This is a genomic window from Arthrobacter sp. TJ-170 (assembly GCF_058269305.1).
In genome coordinates this window covers 613,077-628,501 of record NZ_JBZCNL010000001.1, presented here as the reverse complement: position 1 = coordinate 628,501, position 15,425 = coordinate 613,077, and the positions used below count along the sequence as shown (strand labels likewise).

General features: G+C 63.2%; 12 protein-coding genes. 7 read left to right on the top strand and 5 right to left on the bottom strand.

Annotated elements, in window-relative coordinates; translation table 11 throughout:
- Positions 1-101 precede the first annotated feature (101 nt).
- On the bottom strand, positions 102-968 hold the full coding sequence (locus AC4D1W_RS02950) for a LysR family transcriptional regulator ArgP (protein WP_490897759.1): 867 nt from the start codon (positions 966-968) through the stop codon (positions 102-104).
- 70 nt (positions 969-1,038) lie between these two features.
- Between AC4D1W_RS02950 and AC4D1W_RS02945 the strand changes: the two genes are divergently transcribed.
- The 6 genes from AC4D1W_RS02945 (at position 1,039) to AC4D1W_RS02920 (ending at position 6,970) form a co-directional block, all read left to right on the top strand.
- Positions 1,039-1,635, top strand: a complete 597-nt coding sequence (locus AC4D1W_RS02945) for a LysE/ArgO family amino acid transporter (RefSeq protein WP_490897885.1) — start codon at positions 1,039-1,041, stop codon at positions 1,633-1,635.
- Between the two features lie 69 nt (positions 1,636-1,704).
- A complete protein-coding gene (locus AC4D1W_RS02940) occupies positions 1,705-1,977 on the top strand; it encodes a hypothetical protein (protein WP_490890731.1) in 273 nt (90 codons plus the stop codon).
- A 205-nt stretch (positions 1,978-2,182) separates the two neighbouring features.
- The gene (locus AC4D1W_RS02935; RefSeq protein WP_490897758.1) at positions 2,183-3,010 is read left to right on the top strand and encodes an amino acid ABC transporter substrate-binding protein; all 828 of its coding nucleotides are present in this window, start codon (positions 2,183-2,185) and stop codon (positions 3,008-3,010) included.
- Between the two features lie 105 nt (positions 3,011-3,115).
- Complete coding sequence (locus AC4D1W_RS02930; protein ID WP_490890729.1) at positions 3,116-3,781, top strand: amino acid ABC transporter permease; 666 nt, start codon at positions 3,116-3,118, stop codon at positions 3,779-3,781.
- A complete protein-coding gene (locus AC4D1W_RS02925) occupies positions 3,768-4,556 on the top strand; it encodes an amino acid ABC transporter ATP-binding protein (protein WP_490897757.1) in 789 nt (262 codons plus the stop codon). The genes AC4D1W_RS02930 and AC4D1W_RS02925 overlap by 14 nt, the downstream gene beginning before the upstream one ends.
- 269 nt (positions 4,557-4,825) lie before the next feature.
- Positions 4,826-6,970, top strand: coding sequence for an FG-GAP repeat domain-containing protein (locus AC4D1W_RS02920; protein WP_490897756.1), 2,145 nt, complete (start codon positions 4,826-4,828; stop codon positions 6,968-6,970).
- A 35-nt stretch (positions 6,971-7,005) separates the two neighbouring features.
- Here the strand turns inward: AC4D1W_RS02920 and AC4D1W_RS02915 are convergent, their stop codons facing one another.
- The 3 genes from AC4D1W_RS02915 to deoC are packed head-to-tail and all read right to left on the bottom strand — an operon-like array spanning position 7,006 to position 10,362.
- A complete protein-coding gene (locus tag AC4D1W_RS02915; protein WP_490897755.1) occupies positions 7,006-7,878 on the bottom strand; it encodes an aldehyde dehydrogenase family protein in 873 nt (290 codons plus the stop codon).
- Positions 7,875-9,335, bottom strand: coding sequence for an aldehyde dehydrogenase family protein (locus tag AC4D1W_RS02910; protein ID WP_490897754.1), 1,461 nt, complete (start codon positions 9,333-9,335; stop codon positions 7,875-7,877). Before AC4D1W_RS02910 ends, AC4D1W_RS02915 begins: the two co-directional genes overlap by 4 nt.
- Before the next feature lie 10 nt (positions 9,336-9,345).
- On the bottom strand, positions 9,346-10,362 hold the full coding sequence (gene deoC, locus AC4D1W_RS02905; RefSeq protein ID WP_490897753.1) for a deoxyribose-phosphate aldolase: 1,017 nt from the start codon (positions 10,360-10,362) through the stop codon (positions 9,346-9,348).
- 636 nt (positions 10,363-10,998) lie between these two features.
- Here deoC and AC4D1W_RS02900 point away from each other — a divergent pair.
- Positions 10,999-12,075 carry a glycoside hydrolase family protein gene (locus AC4D1W_RS02900; protein ID WP_490897752.1) on the top strand — a complete coding sequence of 359 codons (1,077 nt, stop codon included), beginning with the start codon at positions 10,999-11,001 and terminating at the stop codon, positions 12,073-12,075.
- A gap of 40 nt (positions 12,076-12,115) precedes the next feature.
- Here the strand turns inward: AC4D1W_RS02900 and AC4D1W_RS02895 are convergent, their stop codons facing one another.
- Positions 12,116-15,205, bottom strand: a complete 3,090-nt coding sequence (locus tag AC4D1W_RS02895; protein WP_490897751.1) for a phospholipid carrier-dependent glycosyltransferase — start codon at positions 15,203-15,205, stop codon at positions 12,116-12,118.
- Between the last annotated feature and the right edge of the window lie 220 nt (positions 15,206-15,425).

The window sequence follows — 15,425 nt, the reverse complement described above, 5'->3', positions numbered from 1 at the left end:
CGCCGTCCGCGCTGTCCGCGCCGTCCCGCGTTGAGTTGGCAGGACACACCCCTTCTGGCGGGCAATTCAGGGTGTGTCCTGCCAACTCAACGCGAGGGGGTTCAGCGCAGTTGTCGGCTCGCCCTGCGGATGGACTCGGAGATCCGGTTCAGCCGCTCCGAATTGAGCGTCCAGGTCTGCCAGTACAGGGGCACATCGGAGTGCGCGTCCGTTTCCAGGAGCACCAGGGATCCGTCCGTCAGGTCCGTTCCGAGCTGCAGCTCGGGGATCATTCCCCACCCCAGGCCCGCCTGAAGCGCGGCCAGGAACGCCTCGGAGGACGGAATGAGGTGTTTGGGCGGCGGCTGCTCGACGCCGTGGGCTTTCAGGAAGCGCTGCTGCAGATCGTCCTTCGCGTTGAACTGCAGCACGGGCATCCGCAAGAAGTCCGTGCCGCCGTCGTTCTGGAACCGCGAGTGCAGCTCGCGCGTCGCGACTGGGAGATACCGCATGTAGCCCAGCAATTCTGCCCGGCATCCGTTGGCGGGCGCGGGATCCGAGGTGATCGCACCGATCACGTCTCCCTGGCGGAGGAGCCTGCTGCTGTGGTCCTGGTCCTCCACGCGCAGATCAAGCGTGGTGTCGGCCCACCCGGCGGCCTCGCTCAGAACGGGGACAAACCAGGTGGCCAGCGAGTCAGCGTTCACGGCTACCGGGGTGACAGTCCGGGTGGCGACGCCGCTGCCCAGTGCGTCCCGGGCCTCAGCTTCGATGATCTGCACCTGGCGGGCCATGCGCAACAGGACCGATCCCGCATCCGTCGGCGCACACGGCACGCCCCTGCGGACCACGATCTGACCGACCGACGCTTCCAGCGCCTTGATTCGCTGACTGATTGCCGAGGGGGTGACCCGAAGGGCGTCGGCGGCGGCCTCGAAGGAGCCCTCATCAATGACCGCGGCCAAGGCACGCAACTGTTGGAACTGCATGAAGCAAATCTAATGCATCCGCAGAATCTATCGTTTGTCTACATCCGGCTTCGGACCTACCGTTGAAGGCATGTTGAGTATCTGGGGTACCGGGCTGCTGACCGGGCTTGCCCTCATCATCGCCATCGGCGCCCAAAACGCGTTCGTGCTGCGCCAGGGAATCCGCCGGGAACACGTGGGAGTTGTGGTGGCGCTCTGCATTGTCAGCGACGCCCTCCTGATCCTCGGGGGCACCGCCGGGATCGGGGTGCTCGTGGCCCAGTTCCCAGCGGCCCTGGATGTTCTGCGGTGGGGCGGAGCCGCCTACCTGACCTGGTGGGCGATCCGCTCGTTCCTGTCTGCGCTGAGGCCGGCAACCCTGACCGCCGAAGCCCCGCGGAGCCGTGGGTCGGTGGTCGCCACCACCCTTGCGCTGACTTACCTCAACCCGCACGTATATCTGGACACCGTTGTACTCCTGGGCAGCCTCGCCAACCAGCAGCAGGACGGAACCCGGTGGATCTTCGCAGCCGGCGCCGTCGTCGGAAGCATCATCTGGTTCTGCGCGCTGGGCTACGGCGCCCGGGCACTGTCCGGGGTCCTGAAGAGCCCGCGCACCTGGCGGGTGGTGGACCTTCTGATCGGCGTTGTGATGCTGGCCCTCGCCATCAAGCTGATCGTGGGTTGACCTGCCCTGCGGATTCCGCGGCTGACGCTAGAGTTAAGGAAATACGCCACGCACATCCCGAGGAGACTCATGGCACACCCGGTCAACAAGACGCGCGAAACAAACGGATCACGGCCCGAACACTCCGGTGAAGGGAAACTGCCGGCAACCATCATCGCTTTCGTTCTGATGATCCTTTTGTTCGCCGGCTCGATCTATTCACTGACATTCTTCGAGCGCACTAACGTCTGGCCGTTCGCGGTCTGCCTCACGCTCTTCTTCCTCGCGTTCTGGATTCCCCAGACGATCATGGGCCGCTCCGACACCGGCTACCGCATGGCCAAAGGTGACCGCAAGGCTTAATGCCGCTCTTCTTGACAGGGGGTCCGCTGAGCGGGCCCCCTTTCGCGTCTGCGGGCCCCCTTTCGCGTCTGCGGGCGCCCCTTCCGCTGGCCCCGGCCGAAATGTTACGCAACGTTACGCCGGGGAATAAGCAAGCGCCGTCGACTGCTGGAATGGATAGCCCACACCCGGGCATCAACATTTCCAGCGTCAAAAGGATTCATCCATGATTTCTCGCCGTCTTCCGCTGCTCGGCGCCGCAACGGCCATCCTCTTTGCAGTTGCCGGATGCGGTTCTTCTGCCTCCACCGATACCGCCGAAACCGCTGCCGAGTCCACCGGCGGCACCACCCTCAGTGAGATCCAGGAGTCCGGAGTTCTGACGGTCGGCACCGAGGGCACCTACAAGCCCTTCACCTACCACGAGGGCGGCGCCGGCGATCTGACCGGGTACGACGTCGAGGTCATCACCGCCGTGGCGGAGAAGCTCGGCGTGGAGCCTGAGTTCGAAGAGACCCAGTGGGACGCCATCTTCGCCGGTCTTGAGGCCGGACGCTTCGACGTCATCGCCAACCAGGTATCCATCACCCCGGAGCGCGAGGAGACCTACTCCTTCTCGGAGCCGTACACCTACAGCAACGGTGTCATTGTGACTGCCGCTGACAACAGCGAAATCACCTCGTTCGAGGACCTTGAGGGCAAGACCACCGCGCAGTCGCTCACCAGCAACTGGTACGAGCTGGCCGAGGAAAGCGGCGCCAACATCGAGGCCGTCGAGGGCTGGGCACAGTCGGTGACCCTCCTCGAGCAGGGCCGGGTCGATGCCACCATCAACGACGAACTGACCTTCCTCGACTACCAGAAGTCCACTCCGAACGACGCCATCAAGATCGCCGCGGAGACCGAGGACCAGTCCCGTAGCGCACTGGCTTTCCGCCAGGGCAGCGATGAGCTGGTCGAGGCCGTCAATGGGGCCCTCGAAGAGCTTCGCGCCGACGGAACGCTGGCCGAAATCTCTGAGAAGTACTTCGGCGAGGACGTCAGCGCAGAGTAACCATTACGACGACGGCGGGCACCGGCTGCGGGCATGCAGCCCCGGAAGGTGCTCGCCGTTTGTTGTGCGGAAATCACCTTCAGCCACCGGATAGCGTAGGAAATTATGGACATTGACTGGGACCTGGCCCTGACGTCGCTCTGGCCACTTATTCAGGGCGGCCTCACCGGCACCATCCCGCTGTCCCTGGCGTCCTTCGCCTTCGGTCTCATGTTGGCTCTGCTGGTGGCGCTCATGCGTCTCAGCGCGAACAGGCTGGTGTCCGGCATCGGGCGGGCGTACGTGTCGGTGATCCGCGGTACTCCCCTGCTGGTTCAGCTGTTCGTGATCTTTTACGGGCTGCCATCGATCGGGCTGACCATCGATCCGTGGCCGAGCGCGATCATCGCGTTCTCCCTCAACGTCGGCGGCTACGCTGCGGAGATCATCCGGGCGGCGATCCTCTCGGTTCCGCGCGGCCAGTGGGAAGCCGGCCACACCATCGGCATGTCCCGCACGCTGGCCCTGCGCCGCATCATCCTGCCGCAGGCCGCCCGGGTGTCAGTCCCGCCGTTGTCCAATACGTTCATTTCACTGGTGAAGGACAGCTCACTGGCGTCACTGATTCTGGTGACCGAGCTCTTCCGCCAGGCCCAGGAAATCGCCGCGTTCAGCCAGCAGTTCATGCTGCTCTACATTGAGGCCGCAGCCGTGTACTGGGTTTTCTGTCTTGTCCTCTCGGCTGGACAGTCCCGGATTGAGAAGAGGCTGGACCGCTATGTCGCGCATTAATCACCCCGCTGATACATCGTCCGGCCCCGTGCTGACCGTCGAGGGGCTGCGGAAGTCCTTCGGCGACAACGAGGTGCTGCGTTCTATCGACCTGTCCGTCGCGTCCGGCGGTGTGGTTGCGCTCGTTGGCCCCTCGGGGTCCGGCAAGACCACGGTTCTGCGCTCCCTGAATGGTCTGGAGATTCCCGACGCCGGCCGCATCACCTTCGCGGATGGGCCCGCCGTCGACTTCGGCGGCAACGTGCCGAAGCGCCAGCTCGCCGCGCTGCGTGACCGCAGCGCCATGGTGTTCCAGCACTACAACCTCTTCCCGCACAAGACGGTGCTCGAGAACGTGATCGAGGGGCCGGTGCAGGTCCAGCGCCGTCCGAAGGCCGAGGCCGTCCGCGATGCCGAGGAGCTTCTCGGGCGCGTGGGGCTCGCGGAGAAGAGGGACCAGTACCCGCACGAGCTTTCCGGCGGGCAGCAGCAGCGCGTGGGCATTGTGCGCGCGTTGGCGCTGCGGCCGACACTGCTGCTGTTTGACGAGCCCACTTCAGCACTGGACCCCGAGCTGGTGGGCGAGGTGCTTTCCGTCATCAAGGAGCTTGCCGACGAAGGCTGGACCATGGTGCTCGTCACGCATGAGCTCGCCTTCGCCCGCGAAGTAGCCACCGAGGTGGTGTTCATGGACGGCGGTGTCGTGGTTGAGCACGGCCCGCCCGACACGGTGCTGCGCGACCCTGCCGAAGAGCGCACCCGGCGGTTCGTGCACCGGTTGCTCCACCCGTTCTAGGTGTTCCGCGCGGTCCCGCTGGCGCGACTCCTGCATCCTGCATCCCGAGCCAGCCGCCGTCGTCGGGATATCCCACTGAACGAGACGTTTCAGTGGGATTGTCTAGACATTCCCACTGAACGCGTGGATTCCGTGGGACCGTGCGAGGCGGGCGAAGCCAAGTTTTTGCGAAGCTTTAGCCGTACTGACGGTCATGCGCCCGTTCTGGCGGATAGTGTCATCCTGGCTCGCTGAGGTGCGGCCCTGGAGTGGCAGAAAGATGCATCACTATGAGCGGTACAGTCGCGGCCCGTTTTGCCGGCATTCTTGGTTTCCTGTTGGTGGCAGTGATGCTCCCATCACCCATGGCATTGGGAGCGACGCACGAGCCGGGTTCGCCCATCCTGACCAGCATCACACTGGAATCCGGGGCGACCGCCGGCCCCGGCGACACCATCGTCTACCGCTGGACAGCCCAGGACGAGACAGAGGTAAGCGGTCGGTTCGCCCTACGCTCGGAATACAGCGTTTCCTGGACAGAGATCATCTTCACTGAGGATTCCGTCCAGCTGTCCGACGGCTCGTGGACGGGGACGGTGAGCGTACCGGTACGAAGCGACAATCTGCCCTCCGGAAAGCTCACAGTGGCGAGTGCCGCGCTGACGGACGGACCCACTCGCAGCTCGTACAGCTTCCCGCAGGATATGCCTGCGCCCACCGTGGACGTGGTCGGTACCGAGTTCCAGCTTGGTCCGCGGCTGCTGGACGTGGGTTTCACACAATCGACGGCAGAGCCCGGTGACACTCTGACCGTTCGGTTCCGTGCAGAAGACATGCAGGGGATCAAGACTTTCAGCGGTCAGATCAGGGGGCCGCACTTTTCCCATCACATCGGCGTCCGGGACCCGCTGGCGCGCAGTCTCGGCAACAACGTGTGGGAGTGGGATTACACCTTCGAGACCGATTCGAGAACCCTGGAGCCCGGTAAGTACTGGATTTCCTCGGTGGATCTGGTGGATCTGGGGGCACCGGGCTACCTCGCCGCCAAGTCAAAATCCTACGACGAAAACACTGCGCCGAACGTTCTGCAGGTCTCCGATTCTCCTGACTACCCGACGGCGTCACCAACGATCACCGGACGGACGCAGGTTCCGCATGTCCTCACCGCTCATCCCGGCGTGTGGGGACGCGGCCCGGTGAGTCTTTCCTACCAATGGATCTGGAATGTCACCCCGGGTTATCACAACTACTATGTTCGTCCAATAGTTGACGCCACCGATCCCGGCTATCAGCTCGGCTACCCCTTCTCCCATCGCGATCTCCTGCAGGTCGAAGTGACCGGCACATGGCCCGATGGCACACAGCGCACCCGGCGTTCGCAACCCATCACTCAGGTTCTGGCAGGCGACCACGACGACCCTGTGCCGCACACGCTCTCCCTCATTGGACCAGGTGAAGTCGATACCAGGATCACGGCCAAGATCGACGGTAACTGGCCCGCGGATACCTACTTCACCTACAGCATCTACGCCGACGGCGTGAAGATCTCGGGCTCGAACGGCGCGGACCTCAGCATGAGCCACCTCGGCAAGACCCTTGAGGCGCGCGTTCAGGTGTCGACCCTTGGCTACACCCCGAAAACGTATGTGTCGGAACCTCGTGTGGTGTTGCGGCCGAGACCGAAGCAGAAAGATATGAATGCCGACTTCAATCCGGACGTCATAGCACGCGACAGCGCGGGCGCGCTGTGGTTCTATGCCGGAGCAGGCAACAACAGCTTCGCTTCACGGGTGAAGATCGGCACCGGCTGGAACTCCATGAATTCCATTCTCATGCCTGGGGATTTTGACGGTGACCGCAGCGCCGACCTGATGGCGCGGGATGCTTCCGGTGCCCTCTGGCTGTACCCGGGAAACAGCTCGGGTCACCTCCAGAAACGGCGACAGATCGGTAGCGGTTGGCAGGGCATGACCGCCCTCGTGGCACCGGGTGACTTCAACGGTGACCTGAATCCTGACCTTCTGGCACGGGATTCCCTCGGCCGCCTCTTCCACTACCCGGGAAACGGAACCGGCGGATTCCTTAAGCGTGTGCAGGTGGGCAGCGGCTGGAACTCAATGACGAGGATTTTCGGCGCCGGCGACTTCAATGGCGATAAAGCATCAGACGTCTACGCCACTGACGCCTTGGGACAGCTCTGGCTCTACCCAGGGAACGGTAAGGGCGGGTTCCTCTCCCGCATCAGGGTTGGGACAGGATGGGCGGGGATGTCGATGTTGAGTGTGCCGGGATCCCTCGACGCGTATGACACTCCGGACCTCCTTGCCCGCGACAAAACGGGGCGGCTGTGGGTCTATTCGGTCGAGGCGGGCCGCCTGTGGCCCCCATACCCGGTTGGAAACGGCTGGCAGATCTACAACCTGTTGGTCCCTTAGGGTCCGCGGTGATCTACCCGCCGCCGCCGTCGGGGTTAGAGCAGGCCCTTTGTGTGCCAGACCGTCTTCGTCTCCGTGAAGAACGTGATGCGTTCCAGGGAGGGGGCACCGGCGTCGGGCCCTGATTCCGGCGGAAGCACACGCTTCAGGGTGTCGGCGGCAGCAAGCTGCAGGTCAACCCAGTCCAGCTCACCGGCACCGAGCAGGTCCAGTGCATTGACGTCGGCGTGCGCGGCGAGCCACGGCGCGATCTCCGCGGGAGACCCGCTCAGGATGTTCACGACGCCGGCCGGCACGTCACTGGTCGCGAAGACCTCACCGAGGCTCAGCGCGGCAAGCGGCGCCTTTTCATTCGGAATAACGACGACGGTGTTCCCGCTCACGAGGATCGGCGCTACCGCGCGCACAAAGCCCAGCAACGAAACCCCCGCCTGCGGCGCAATGACGGCCACAACGCCCGTGGGCTCCGGCACGGACAGGTTGAAGAACGGCCCCGAAACGGCATTACCGTTGCCTGCCACCTGCACGTACTTGTCCGCCCAGCCGGCGTACCAGACCCAAAGATCAATGGCTTCGTCCACCTGGGACGTCGCAGCGGAAACCGAGACGCCCTCAAACGCTGCAATCTCCTCGGCGAACTGGGCACGGCGTCCGTCCAGAATCTCCGCGATCCGGTACAGCACCTGCCCGCGGTTGTAGCCGGTAGTCCCCGACCAGCCGCTGACGGCGGAACGGGCGGCCACGACGGCGTCGCGGGCGTCCTTTCGAGAAGCCTTCGCGGCGTTGACTGAACTCACCGAAAAGCTCCCCTTCGTGGATGCAACCTCGTACACGCGCCCGGATTCGCTCCGGATGAACTTCCCGCCGACGTAGAGCTTGTACGTCTTGGGAACAGCCAGGCGGCTCATCGGTTGACTCCCTTGAAAGCAGAGGACGGTGCCAGGTACGCCTGGAGGCCCTGCTTGCCGCCTTCGCGTCCATAACCGGATTCCTTGTACCCGCCGAACGGCGAGGCCGGGTCGAACTTGTTGAAGGTATTGGCCCAGACGACGCCGGCACGCAGCTTGTCGGCGACCGCCAGAATGCGGCTGCCCTTGTCGGTCCAGATACCCGCGGACAGGCCGTACGGCGTGTTGTTGGCCTTCGCGATCGCTTCAGCCGGAGTACGGAAGGTCAGCACGGACAGCACGGGGCCGAAGATCTCGTCGCGGGCGATCCGGTGGCTCGTGGACACGTTGGTGAAGATGGTCGGCGGGAACCAGAATCCTTCCGACGGCAGGTTGCAGGCAGGGCTCCAGCGCTCGGCGCCCTCCTCCTCACCGATGTCGGAGAGCTCGCGCATCCGGCCCAGCTGGGACGCGGAGTTGATGGCGCCGACGTCGGTGTTCTTGTCCAGCGGGTCACCCACGCGCAGGGTGGCGAGGCGCGCCTTCAGCCGGTCGACGACGTCGTCGTGGATGGACTCCTGCACCAGCAGGCGCGAGCCTGCGCAGCAGACCTGGCCCTGGTTGAAGAAGATGCCGTTGACGATGCCCTCGACGGCCTGGTCGATCGGGGCGTCGTCGAACACGATGTTCGCGCCCTTGCCGCCCAGCTCGAGGGTGAGTTTCTTGGATGTGCCTGCGGTTGAGCGGGCAATCTCCCGTCCCACCGCCGTCGAGCCCGTGAAGGCGACCTTGTTCACGTCCGAGTGGTTCACCAGCGTGGAGCCGGTGTAGCCGGCCCCCGTGACGATGTTGACGACGCCGGCCGGCAGGTCGGCCTGCTGCAGGATCTCGGCGAAGAGCAGCGCGGTCAGCGGCGTGGTTTCGGCGGGCTTGAGCACCACGGTGTTGCCGGCGGCGAGCGCGGGCGCGATCTTCCAGGCCAGCATCAGCAGCGGGAAGTTCCACGGGATCACCTGCGCGGCAACCCCGAGCGAGCGCGGGTTCGCGCCGAGCCCGGCGTACTCCAGCTTGTCCGCCCAACCGGCGTAGTAGAAGAACCAGGCGGCGACCAGCGGAATGTCGACGTCGCGGCTTTCCTTGATGGGCTTGCCGTTGTCGAGGCTCTCGGCCACGGCCAGTTCGCGGGCGCGTTCCTGCACCAGTCGGGCGATGCGGAAGAGGTACTTGCCGCGGTCCGCACCGGACATACGCGACCAAGTCTTCTCATACGCACGGCGGGCGGCGACGACGGCGGCGTCGACGTCCTGCTCGTTGGCGCAGGACACGGTGGCAATGTGCTTCTCGGTGGCCGGGGAAATGGTGGTGAAGGACTCCCCATTGCCGGGCACGAACTCGCCGTTGATGAAGAGACCGTATTCGTCTTTGAGGTTCAGGATCGCTGCCGACTCGGGCGCGGGAGCGTAGTCGAGGAAAGTCATGGCGGGTCCTTTAGTCGATCGTGACGTAGGCCGGGCCGGAGTAGCGGCCGCTGGTGAGCTTCTGGCGCTGCAGGAGCACGTCGTTGAGGAGGCTTGAGGCGCCGAAGCGGAACAGGTCCGGCTGCAGCCACTCCTCCCCCACAGTTTCCGCGACGGTGACCAGGTACTTGATGGCATCCTTCGAGGCGCGGATGCCACCGGCGGGCTTCACGCCGATCTTTTCGCCGGTGAGGCGGTGCCAGTCGCGGACGACCTCGAGCATGGAGAGCGTGACCGGAAGCGTGGCGGCCGGTGCGACCTTGCCCGTTGACGTCTTGATGAAGTCACCGCCGGCGAGGATGCCTAGCCAGGAGGCTCGGCGCACATTGTCGTAGGTGTTGAGTTCGCCGGTTTCGAGGATGACCTTCAGGTGCGCATAGGTACCGTCGGGGCGCTTGCACGCTTCCTTGACAGCGACGATCTCATCAAACACCTGGCCGTACCGACCGGAGAGGAACGCGCCGCGGTCGATGACCATGTCGATCTCGTCTGCTCCGGCGGCGACGGCGTCGGACGTGTCGGAGAGCTTCACTGAGCGGGACGCTCGGCCGCTGGGGAAGGCGGTCGCCACCGCGGCGACGTTGATGCGGCCGGGAGCGCCGTCGTCGTGCGCGCTTCCCAGCGCTTCCACAGCGTGCGGCACCATATCCCCGTAGACGCACACCGCGGCAACACGGGGGGTGGACATGTCGTCAGGGTCCGGAACCAATGCCTTGGCCACCAGGGACTTGACCTTGCCCGGTGTGTCCGCGCCCTCAAGCGTGGTGAGGTCGGTGAGCCGGATGATTGTGTCCAGCGCCCAGGCCTTGGAGGTGGTCTTGATCGAGCGGGTCCCGAGGGCTGCGGCGCGGGCTTCGAGGCCCACGGCGTCGACGCCCGGAATGCCTTCGAGGTAGCGGCGCAGGCTGCGTTCGGTGAGATCTCCACCGATTACGTCCAGGGCCCGCGACGCCGGTGCAACGGTGGTTCCGGCGCGCGTGGTTTCCATGGTCACATGTTCTCCATACTTCTACTCGCTCCCATGCCGGAACGGTTCCCGCCGCACCCTTTTATCGGTAGTTGGCCGGGGGTATCGATAGCGCCGGGACAGGTGGTCGGACCCGCATGGACGCTACGACTTTACCACCGGGTAACCGAGCACGCGCGGTTACTTTCCCGCCGCTGGCGCGGCCCGGATCCCCCAATCTTCTGCTGCCAGAAGCCGACGACGACGGCGCGTCCTCGCCGACACGCCGAACACCCGCCTGGAACCCGGGGAAAGTGGACCACCGACCGGGGCCCGAGCTGGAATAAGACGTTCTGACTCCTGAAAGACCGGCAGCAGCGAAGGAGCTCACCCTCGTCACGTGGACGAACTGCTGCCGGCCCGCTCAGGAGCCCCGCTTCCACAGAGGGGGCAAGACTGCGAAGCGGTGCTGAAAGGTTAAGAGTAGGCAGCTCTTCTGCGCCGAGACACGAGTAGTTTCCACTCGGATTTCTCAGGAAGCACACAGTCCGGCACCCATTCCGGGGCGGTTTCGGGTCCAGTATCCTGAAGAGAGGTTCTACCGAGTTCCATAGGGTGACTAGAGCTTCGCCCGCGTAAGGAACTCCCTACATCCCTTGTGGGAGCGAAGGTTCACTCATGAGTACCAACCGATTCAAGGCGGCGCTGCTGCTGGTGATTGTGGTTGGCGCGGCCGGGACCGCCTTCACGCTCGGCGCCGGCGAGAGCAGCGGATGTGTTGCGACCGGCAGCAGCGCGACCAGGGTCCTGCAGGTCAATGCGTCCGCAGCTGGTAACTCGGACGCGATCCAGGAGGCGATTGACACTGCTGCCGGCCAGGGTGGAGGAATAGTTCAGCTGTCGACCGGACAATTCGATATCCACCGCCCACTTTGGCTCAAGGATGACGTTGCGCTCAGGGGCTCGGGGCCAGAGACTGTGCTCAAAGCTTCGAGCCGCTTCATGGACTCGAAAGGACCTTTTGGTGGGCACCCCCTGGTCACCACCGAGGGAGCAGACAACGTCACGATTGCCGATTTGACGGCAGACCAGAGCGGCGATGTTCTCGATGGGAATGTTCCCGGCCGGCTCAACGAATACCTCATTGACGTGCGGCATTCCGTCAACGCACTGGTTGAAGGGGTGGCAACAAGGAATCCCTTTACCTACTCCATAGCTGTTGTGGGCAGCCGTAACTTCTGCGTGCGCGACAGTTCGACAGTGGCTGATTCATCCGGGAAGTACAACCAGCTGGATGGCATCCACGTCACGGACTCACACTCAGGCGCTGTGGTGGGGAACCGCGTTGATCAGCGCCGGGGCGCCGACGGCGACGACGGCCTGGTAGCTCAGACGATTGGCGCGGAAGTCTACGACGTCGTCTACCGGGATAACGATGTCCGCGGCGGCGCCCACGGCGCCGGCATGCAACTCGCTGTTTCCGGTCACGAAATTTATGACATCACTATTGAAAACAACCGGTTCTGGGGTTCGCCCTCCGGTATCCGAACCGGCTATTACGACGGCGGCACCCAGTCCGTGCACGACATCGCGATAATCGGCAACACCTTCTTCCGCAATGACAGATCCTCAGTGGTCTTCAAGGGCGATCTGAAAAACATCCGCGTGGAGGACAACGAGACCTTCGGAGGAGGCTCCATCAAGGTAGCCGAAGGTCCCGGGAACGTCGTGAAGGACAATCGAAACTACAGTTAGAGGATGTCCCCAGCACCATGACCCTTGGGACGATGCGCCCTTATAGCCCTGTTCCGTAAGTGGTGGGAGTTCCTACTCCCTCTTCTGCACCCCGGTCCAGCACGCTGTCGTCCACACGCCAGATGGTCGTTTTCCCATTGGTGAGGCCCTCCTGCTGGAAGACAGGAGTGGCATTTGTTTCGAGCCACTTGTGCATGGCCGGCTGCATGTATCCATATCCCTGACTTGTGGGAAGCGACTGCGTCAGGATGTAATCCGCCCCGTTCTCCTGCATCAGTTCGGCTGAAGGCCAGATGCCGAAGCGCGGATCATTCTCAAACGCGAGTTCACCGGTGCTATTGGTAACGCTGACTCTTGCGTCTGCCGGAAGGTTCTGGCTTACCCAGCGTTTGGCCTGCACAAAACCGTTGTCGGTCGAGGTTTCAAGCCGAATTCCGAGGGTCACGGTAAGCACCATCAGCACCATGGCGGCAGTGATGACAGGAATTCGGAAATCGGGTCGCCGATCCACAATCTCGACACCCAGCAACCCGGTGCTCAATATTGCCGCAATCATCACTGCATAGCCATAGTTTTCTTCGAACGTGCCGAACAGAGCACTGTAGATGCCATAAATCCCTAGCGTCAGGCCCATCAACCCAATCAAGCGACGCTCCGGATGGAGACTGAAGCACAGGAACGCCGCGGCCAGCGGGCACAGTCCCAACAGCAGGTAGCTTGTGCCGAAGTGGCTGAGATTATCAAACAGACGCATGAGCAAGCTTGGCGCTCCCTCGGCGGTAAAGCCTGTGAAGACGTCGAGACCGATCAGGCGCCGAACGCCGCTCTCCTTGGCCATCATCCAATCCGGCAGCATCCCCTGGGTGATCACAACCATCATGTAGATCAGGTACGGCACGACGGCTCCCACCAGAATGACGGCCGCATCCTGCACTCTGATTGTTCGGCGCCATACCACTGCCAGCAGAACGGGCACCACAGTACAGAGCGCGAAGAAGTCCTTGGTCAGAATCGCAAAACCGAAGATCAAACCGGCGCAAAGCAGCAGCGGACGGTTGAGGTTGAGCGCGCGTGACTTGAGCTGCACCACCAGTATTGCCAGGCTGGCGGTCACAGCGGCCATCCCCAGGGTCTCCAGGAAAACGTGACTGTTGCTGCGCAGGACGAACGGTTCAAAGCTCAAAAGTCCGGCAGTCACCCAGGCCGCATTCGTGGACCCCGCTGCGCGGACCACGAGAAACGCCAACCCTACAGTCAGGGCCCCCAAGACTGCATTCAGCCAGCGCAGCTGCATCACCAATTCGACTGGGTCGCCCGTCAATCCAAATACATTGATGACGCCGGCCTCCACCAGGAAAAACCCGGGCGGGTGAAGGAAGAACGGACCATCCGGAAGCCGCGGGATCAACTCTCCGTTGCTGATCGACTGGCCCAGCTGCGCATAGAGCATCTCGTCCACCCACAGCTCAAAGGCTTGCAGAAGCCCTATGGCCCGCACCCCGAGTGCTATCCCAAAGCACAGGAAGAAGGAGGCGAGGGTGACCGGCAGGCTCCGCCCAGCGGGGACCGCGGATTCCGTTTCCTGTCCCCTGGCTGCAACTGTCGAGCCAGCTCCTGTTGACCGGGCTGGGTCCGCGAGCTGCTGAACCCAGCGGGGTAATTCGACTCGTTGCCCTAACCGCAACCGAAGGCCACGTGTCCTCTCCACGGTGTTTCCTTTCTTTAGCTGAGCAAGGACTACCAGTCCGGTGACAAACACAGCCAGAACCCAGATCAGGGGCTGGTTTCCTGCGAGTTTCAGTAACAGCGCGAGGCAGACCCCTCCAGCGATGGCTTTGGCCGCCAGACGGCCTGACTGCGGGGGGAGAAATGGAAGTGCGGTCACCGCCGAAACGCAGGCCGCCGCGATCGCACCAGCCGCACAACCAATCGCGAGGCCGGGAACGCCTCCCCACTCCCACCCCAAAAATAGGCTCCCCGGGACCAGAACTGATGCTGCAAGCAACCCGAACTGACAGCGTCGGAAAGCGCGCAATGCCAGAAGGATTGTGGTGAAAACCGTGAGTGTGGCATAGCCAAGCCCTGAAAGCGCAAGCCAGGGCAACAGGGCGAACGAGGAGTGGTACTTCTCCGGCATGACCAGGGCAACCAGCACGAACGGAACGGTGGCGATGACGGCACACGCGATCAATGCCAGCCGGGCAAAGGAACGCAACGCCTCGGTGAGTATGGGAGCGATGTCAGCGCCGGGCCGGCGCAGGAGCGGAAACACCACGATGACCGTTCCCGCTGCTACGTACACCGGAGCTTTCGCTATGGACGCCAAGGCCTGGAATCCTGCGGCCGCGGTCGAGCCGCCGTCAAGGAAGGCCACAAGTACCACGTCGATCCCCACCAGGACCGATACGACGCAGAGCGTGAGCGCTATATCGGCGGTTTCTGCCCATCGCCACTTCTGACGCAGCACCCACGGACGCCAGGTGAGGTCTCGGACAAAAGCCCGTGGCGTAACCAGCAGGGCCAACCCGCCTAGAGCGAAGCCAAGGACAGCACCGGGTGCACCCCACGCGAACGCCACAACCAGGAGGGAGAAAATCAGTCGGACCAGGACCTCGCTCACAGACAGCACCGAGTACCGTATGAAGCGCAGTTCTCCCTGGAACCACCCGGACGGTGCCGCTCCGATGAATAGGACAAATGCGGAAAGTGCAACCATTGCGGCCGTTGGTGCCGAACCCAGGCCTGCAGTGATGACTCCGGTTACCAACGCCGCCAGCAATCCCACAATCACCGATACCAGTGCGGAGAACGCCATAGCGTCACGCCGCTGTTCCGAACCCTGCGGGTGGGCAATTACTGCATGGGAAAGCGGTAAAGGAACAAGGGCAGACGTGACAATGCCTACAGTGCCAAGCATCATCTGGGCAGCCGCGAACTGGCTGAAGTCTGTGGAGCTCAAGGAATTGACCATGAGCAGTGTGACAACGTAGCTGAGAACCCCAACAACTCCGGCTCCCACCGACAAGAGCACGCCGTGCCGCGCAACGCTGGCGCTCCCGAATGACCCTTCCGAATCAACGGGCAGAGGTCCCAGGCCAGTCTGGAGGTCAGCGATGGGACCGATTGTCACGTGTTCCCCTATATCCTCACGGGCACCCCTGAATGGGACACTCGGGTACGAAACCCCAGAGTACGGGCAGGCATAAGGGCCTGACACGAGTACCGACCACTCGCTTCCAGACAGGAAACTACTTGGAAAGCGGAGTCAAAAAGGATCTGCGATACTCGCCTTCCACATTTCGATCGGACCCATATACTGACCCTGCGGGGCAACCCTTAAGCTGCAAACT

Coding starts and splice junctions, on each gene's coding strand:
- AC4D1W_RS02950 (WP_490897759.1), bottom strand. CDS start 968: ATGCAGTTCCAACAGTTGCGTGCCTTGGCCGCGGTCATTGATGAGGGC.
- AC4D1W_RS02945 (WP_490897885.1), top strand. CDS start 1,039: ATGTTGAGTATCTGGGGTACCGGGCTGCTGACCGGGCTTGCCCTCATC.
- AC4D1W_RS02940 (WP_490890731.1), top strand. CDS start 1,705: ATGGCACACCCGGTCAACAAGACGCGCGAAACAAACGGATCACGGCCC.
- AC4D1W_RS02935 (WP_490897758.1), top strand. CDS start 2,183: ATGATTTCTCGCCGTCTTCCGCTGCTCGGCGCCGCAACGGCCATCCTC.
- AC4D1W_RS02930 (WP_490890729.1), top strand. CDS start 3,116: ATGGACATTGACTGGGACCTGGCCCTGACGTCGCTCTGGCCACTTATT.
- AC4D1W_RS02925 (WP_490897757.1), top strand. CDS start 3,768: ATGTCGCGCATTAATCACCCCGCTGATACATCGTCCGGCCCCGTGCTG.
- AC4D1W_RS02920 (WP_490897756.1), top strand. CDS start 4,826: ATGAGCGGTACAGTCGCGGCCCGTTTTGCCGGCATTCTTGGTTTCCTG.
- AC4D1W_RS02915 (WP_490897755.1), bottom strand. CDS start 7,878: ATGAGCCGCCTGGCTGTTCCCAAGACGTACAAGCTCTACGTCGGCGGG.
- AC4D1W_RS02910 (WP_490897754.1), bottom strand. CDS start 9,335: ATGACTTTCCTCGACTACGCTCCCGCGCCCGAGTCGGCAGCGATCCTG.
- deoC (WP_490897753.1), bottom strand. CDS start 10,362: ATGGAAACCACGCGCGCCGGAACCACCGTTGCACCGGCGTCGCGGGCC.
- AC4D1W_RS02900 (WP_490897752.1), top strand. CDS start 10,999: ATGAGTACCAACCGATTCAAGGCGGCGCTGCTGCTGGTGATTGTGGTT.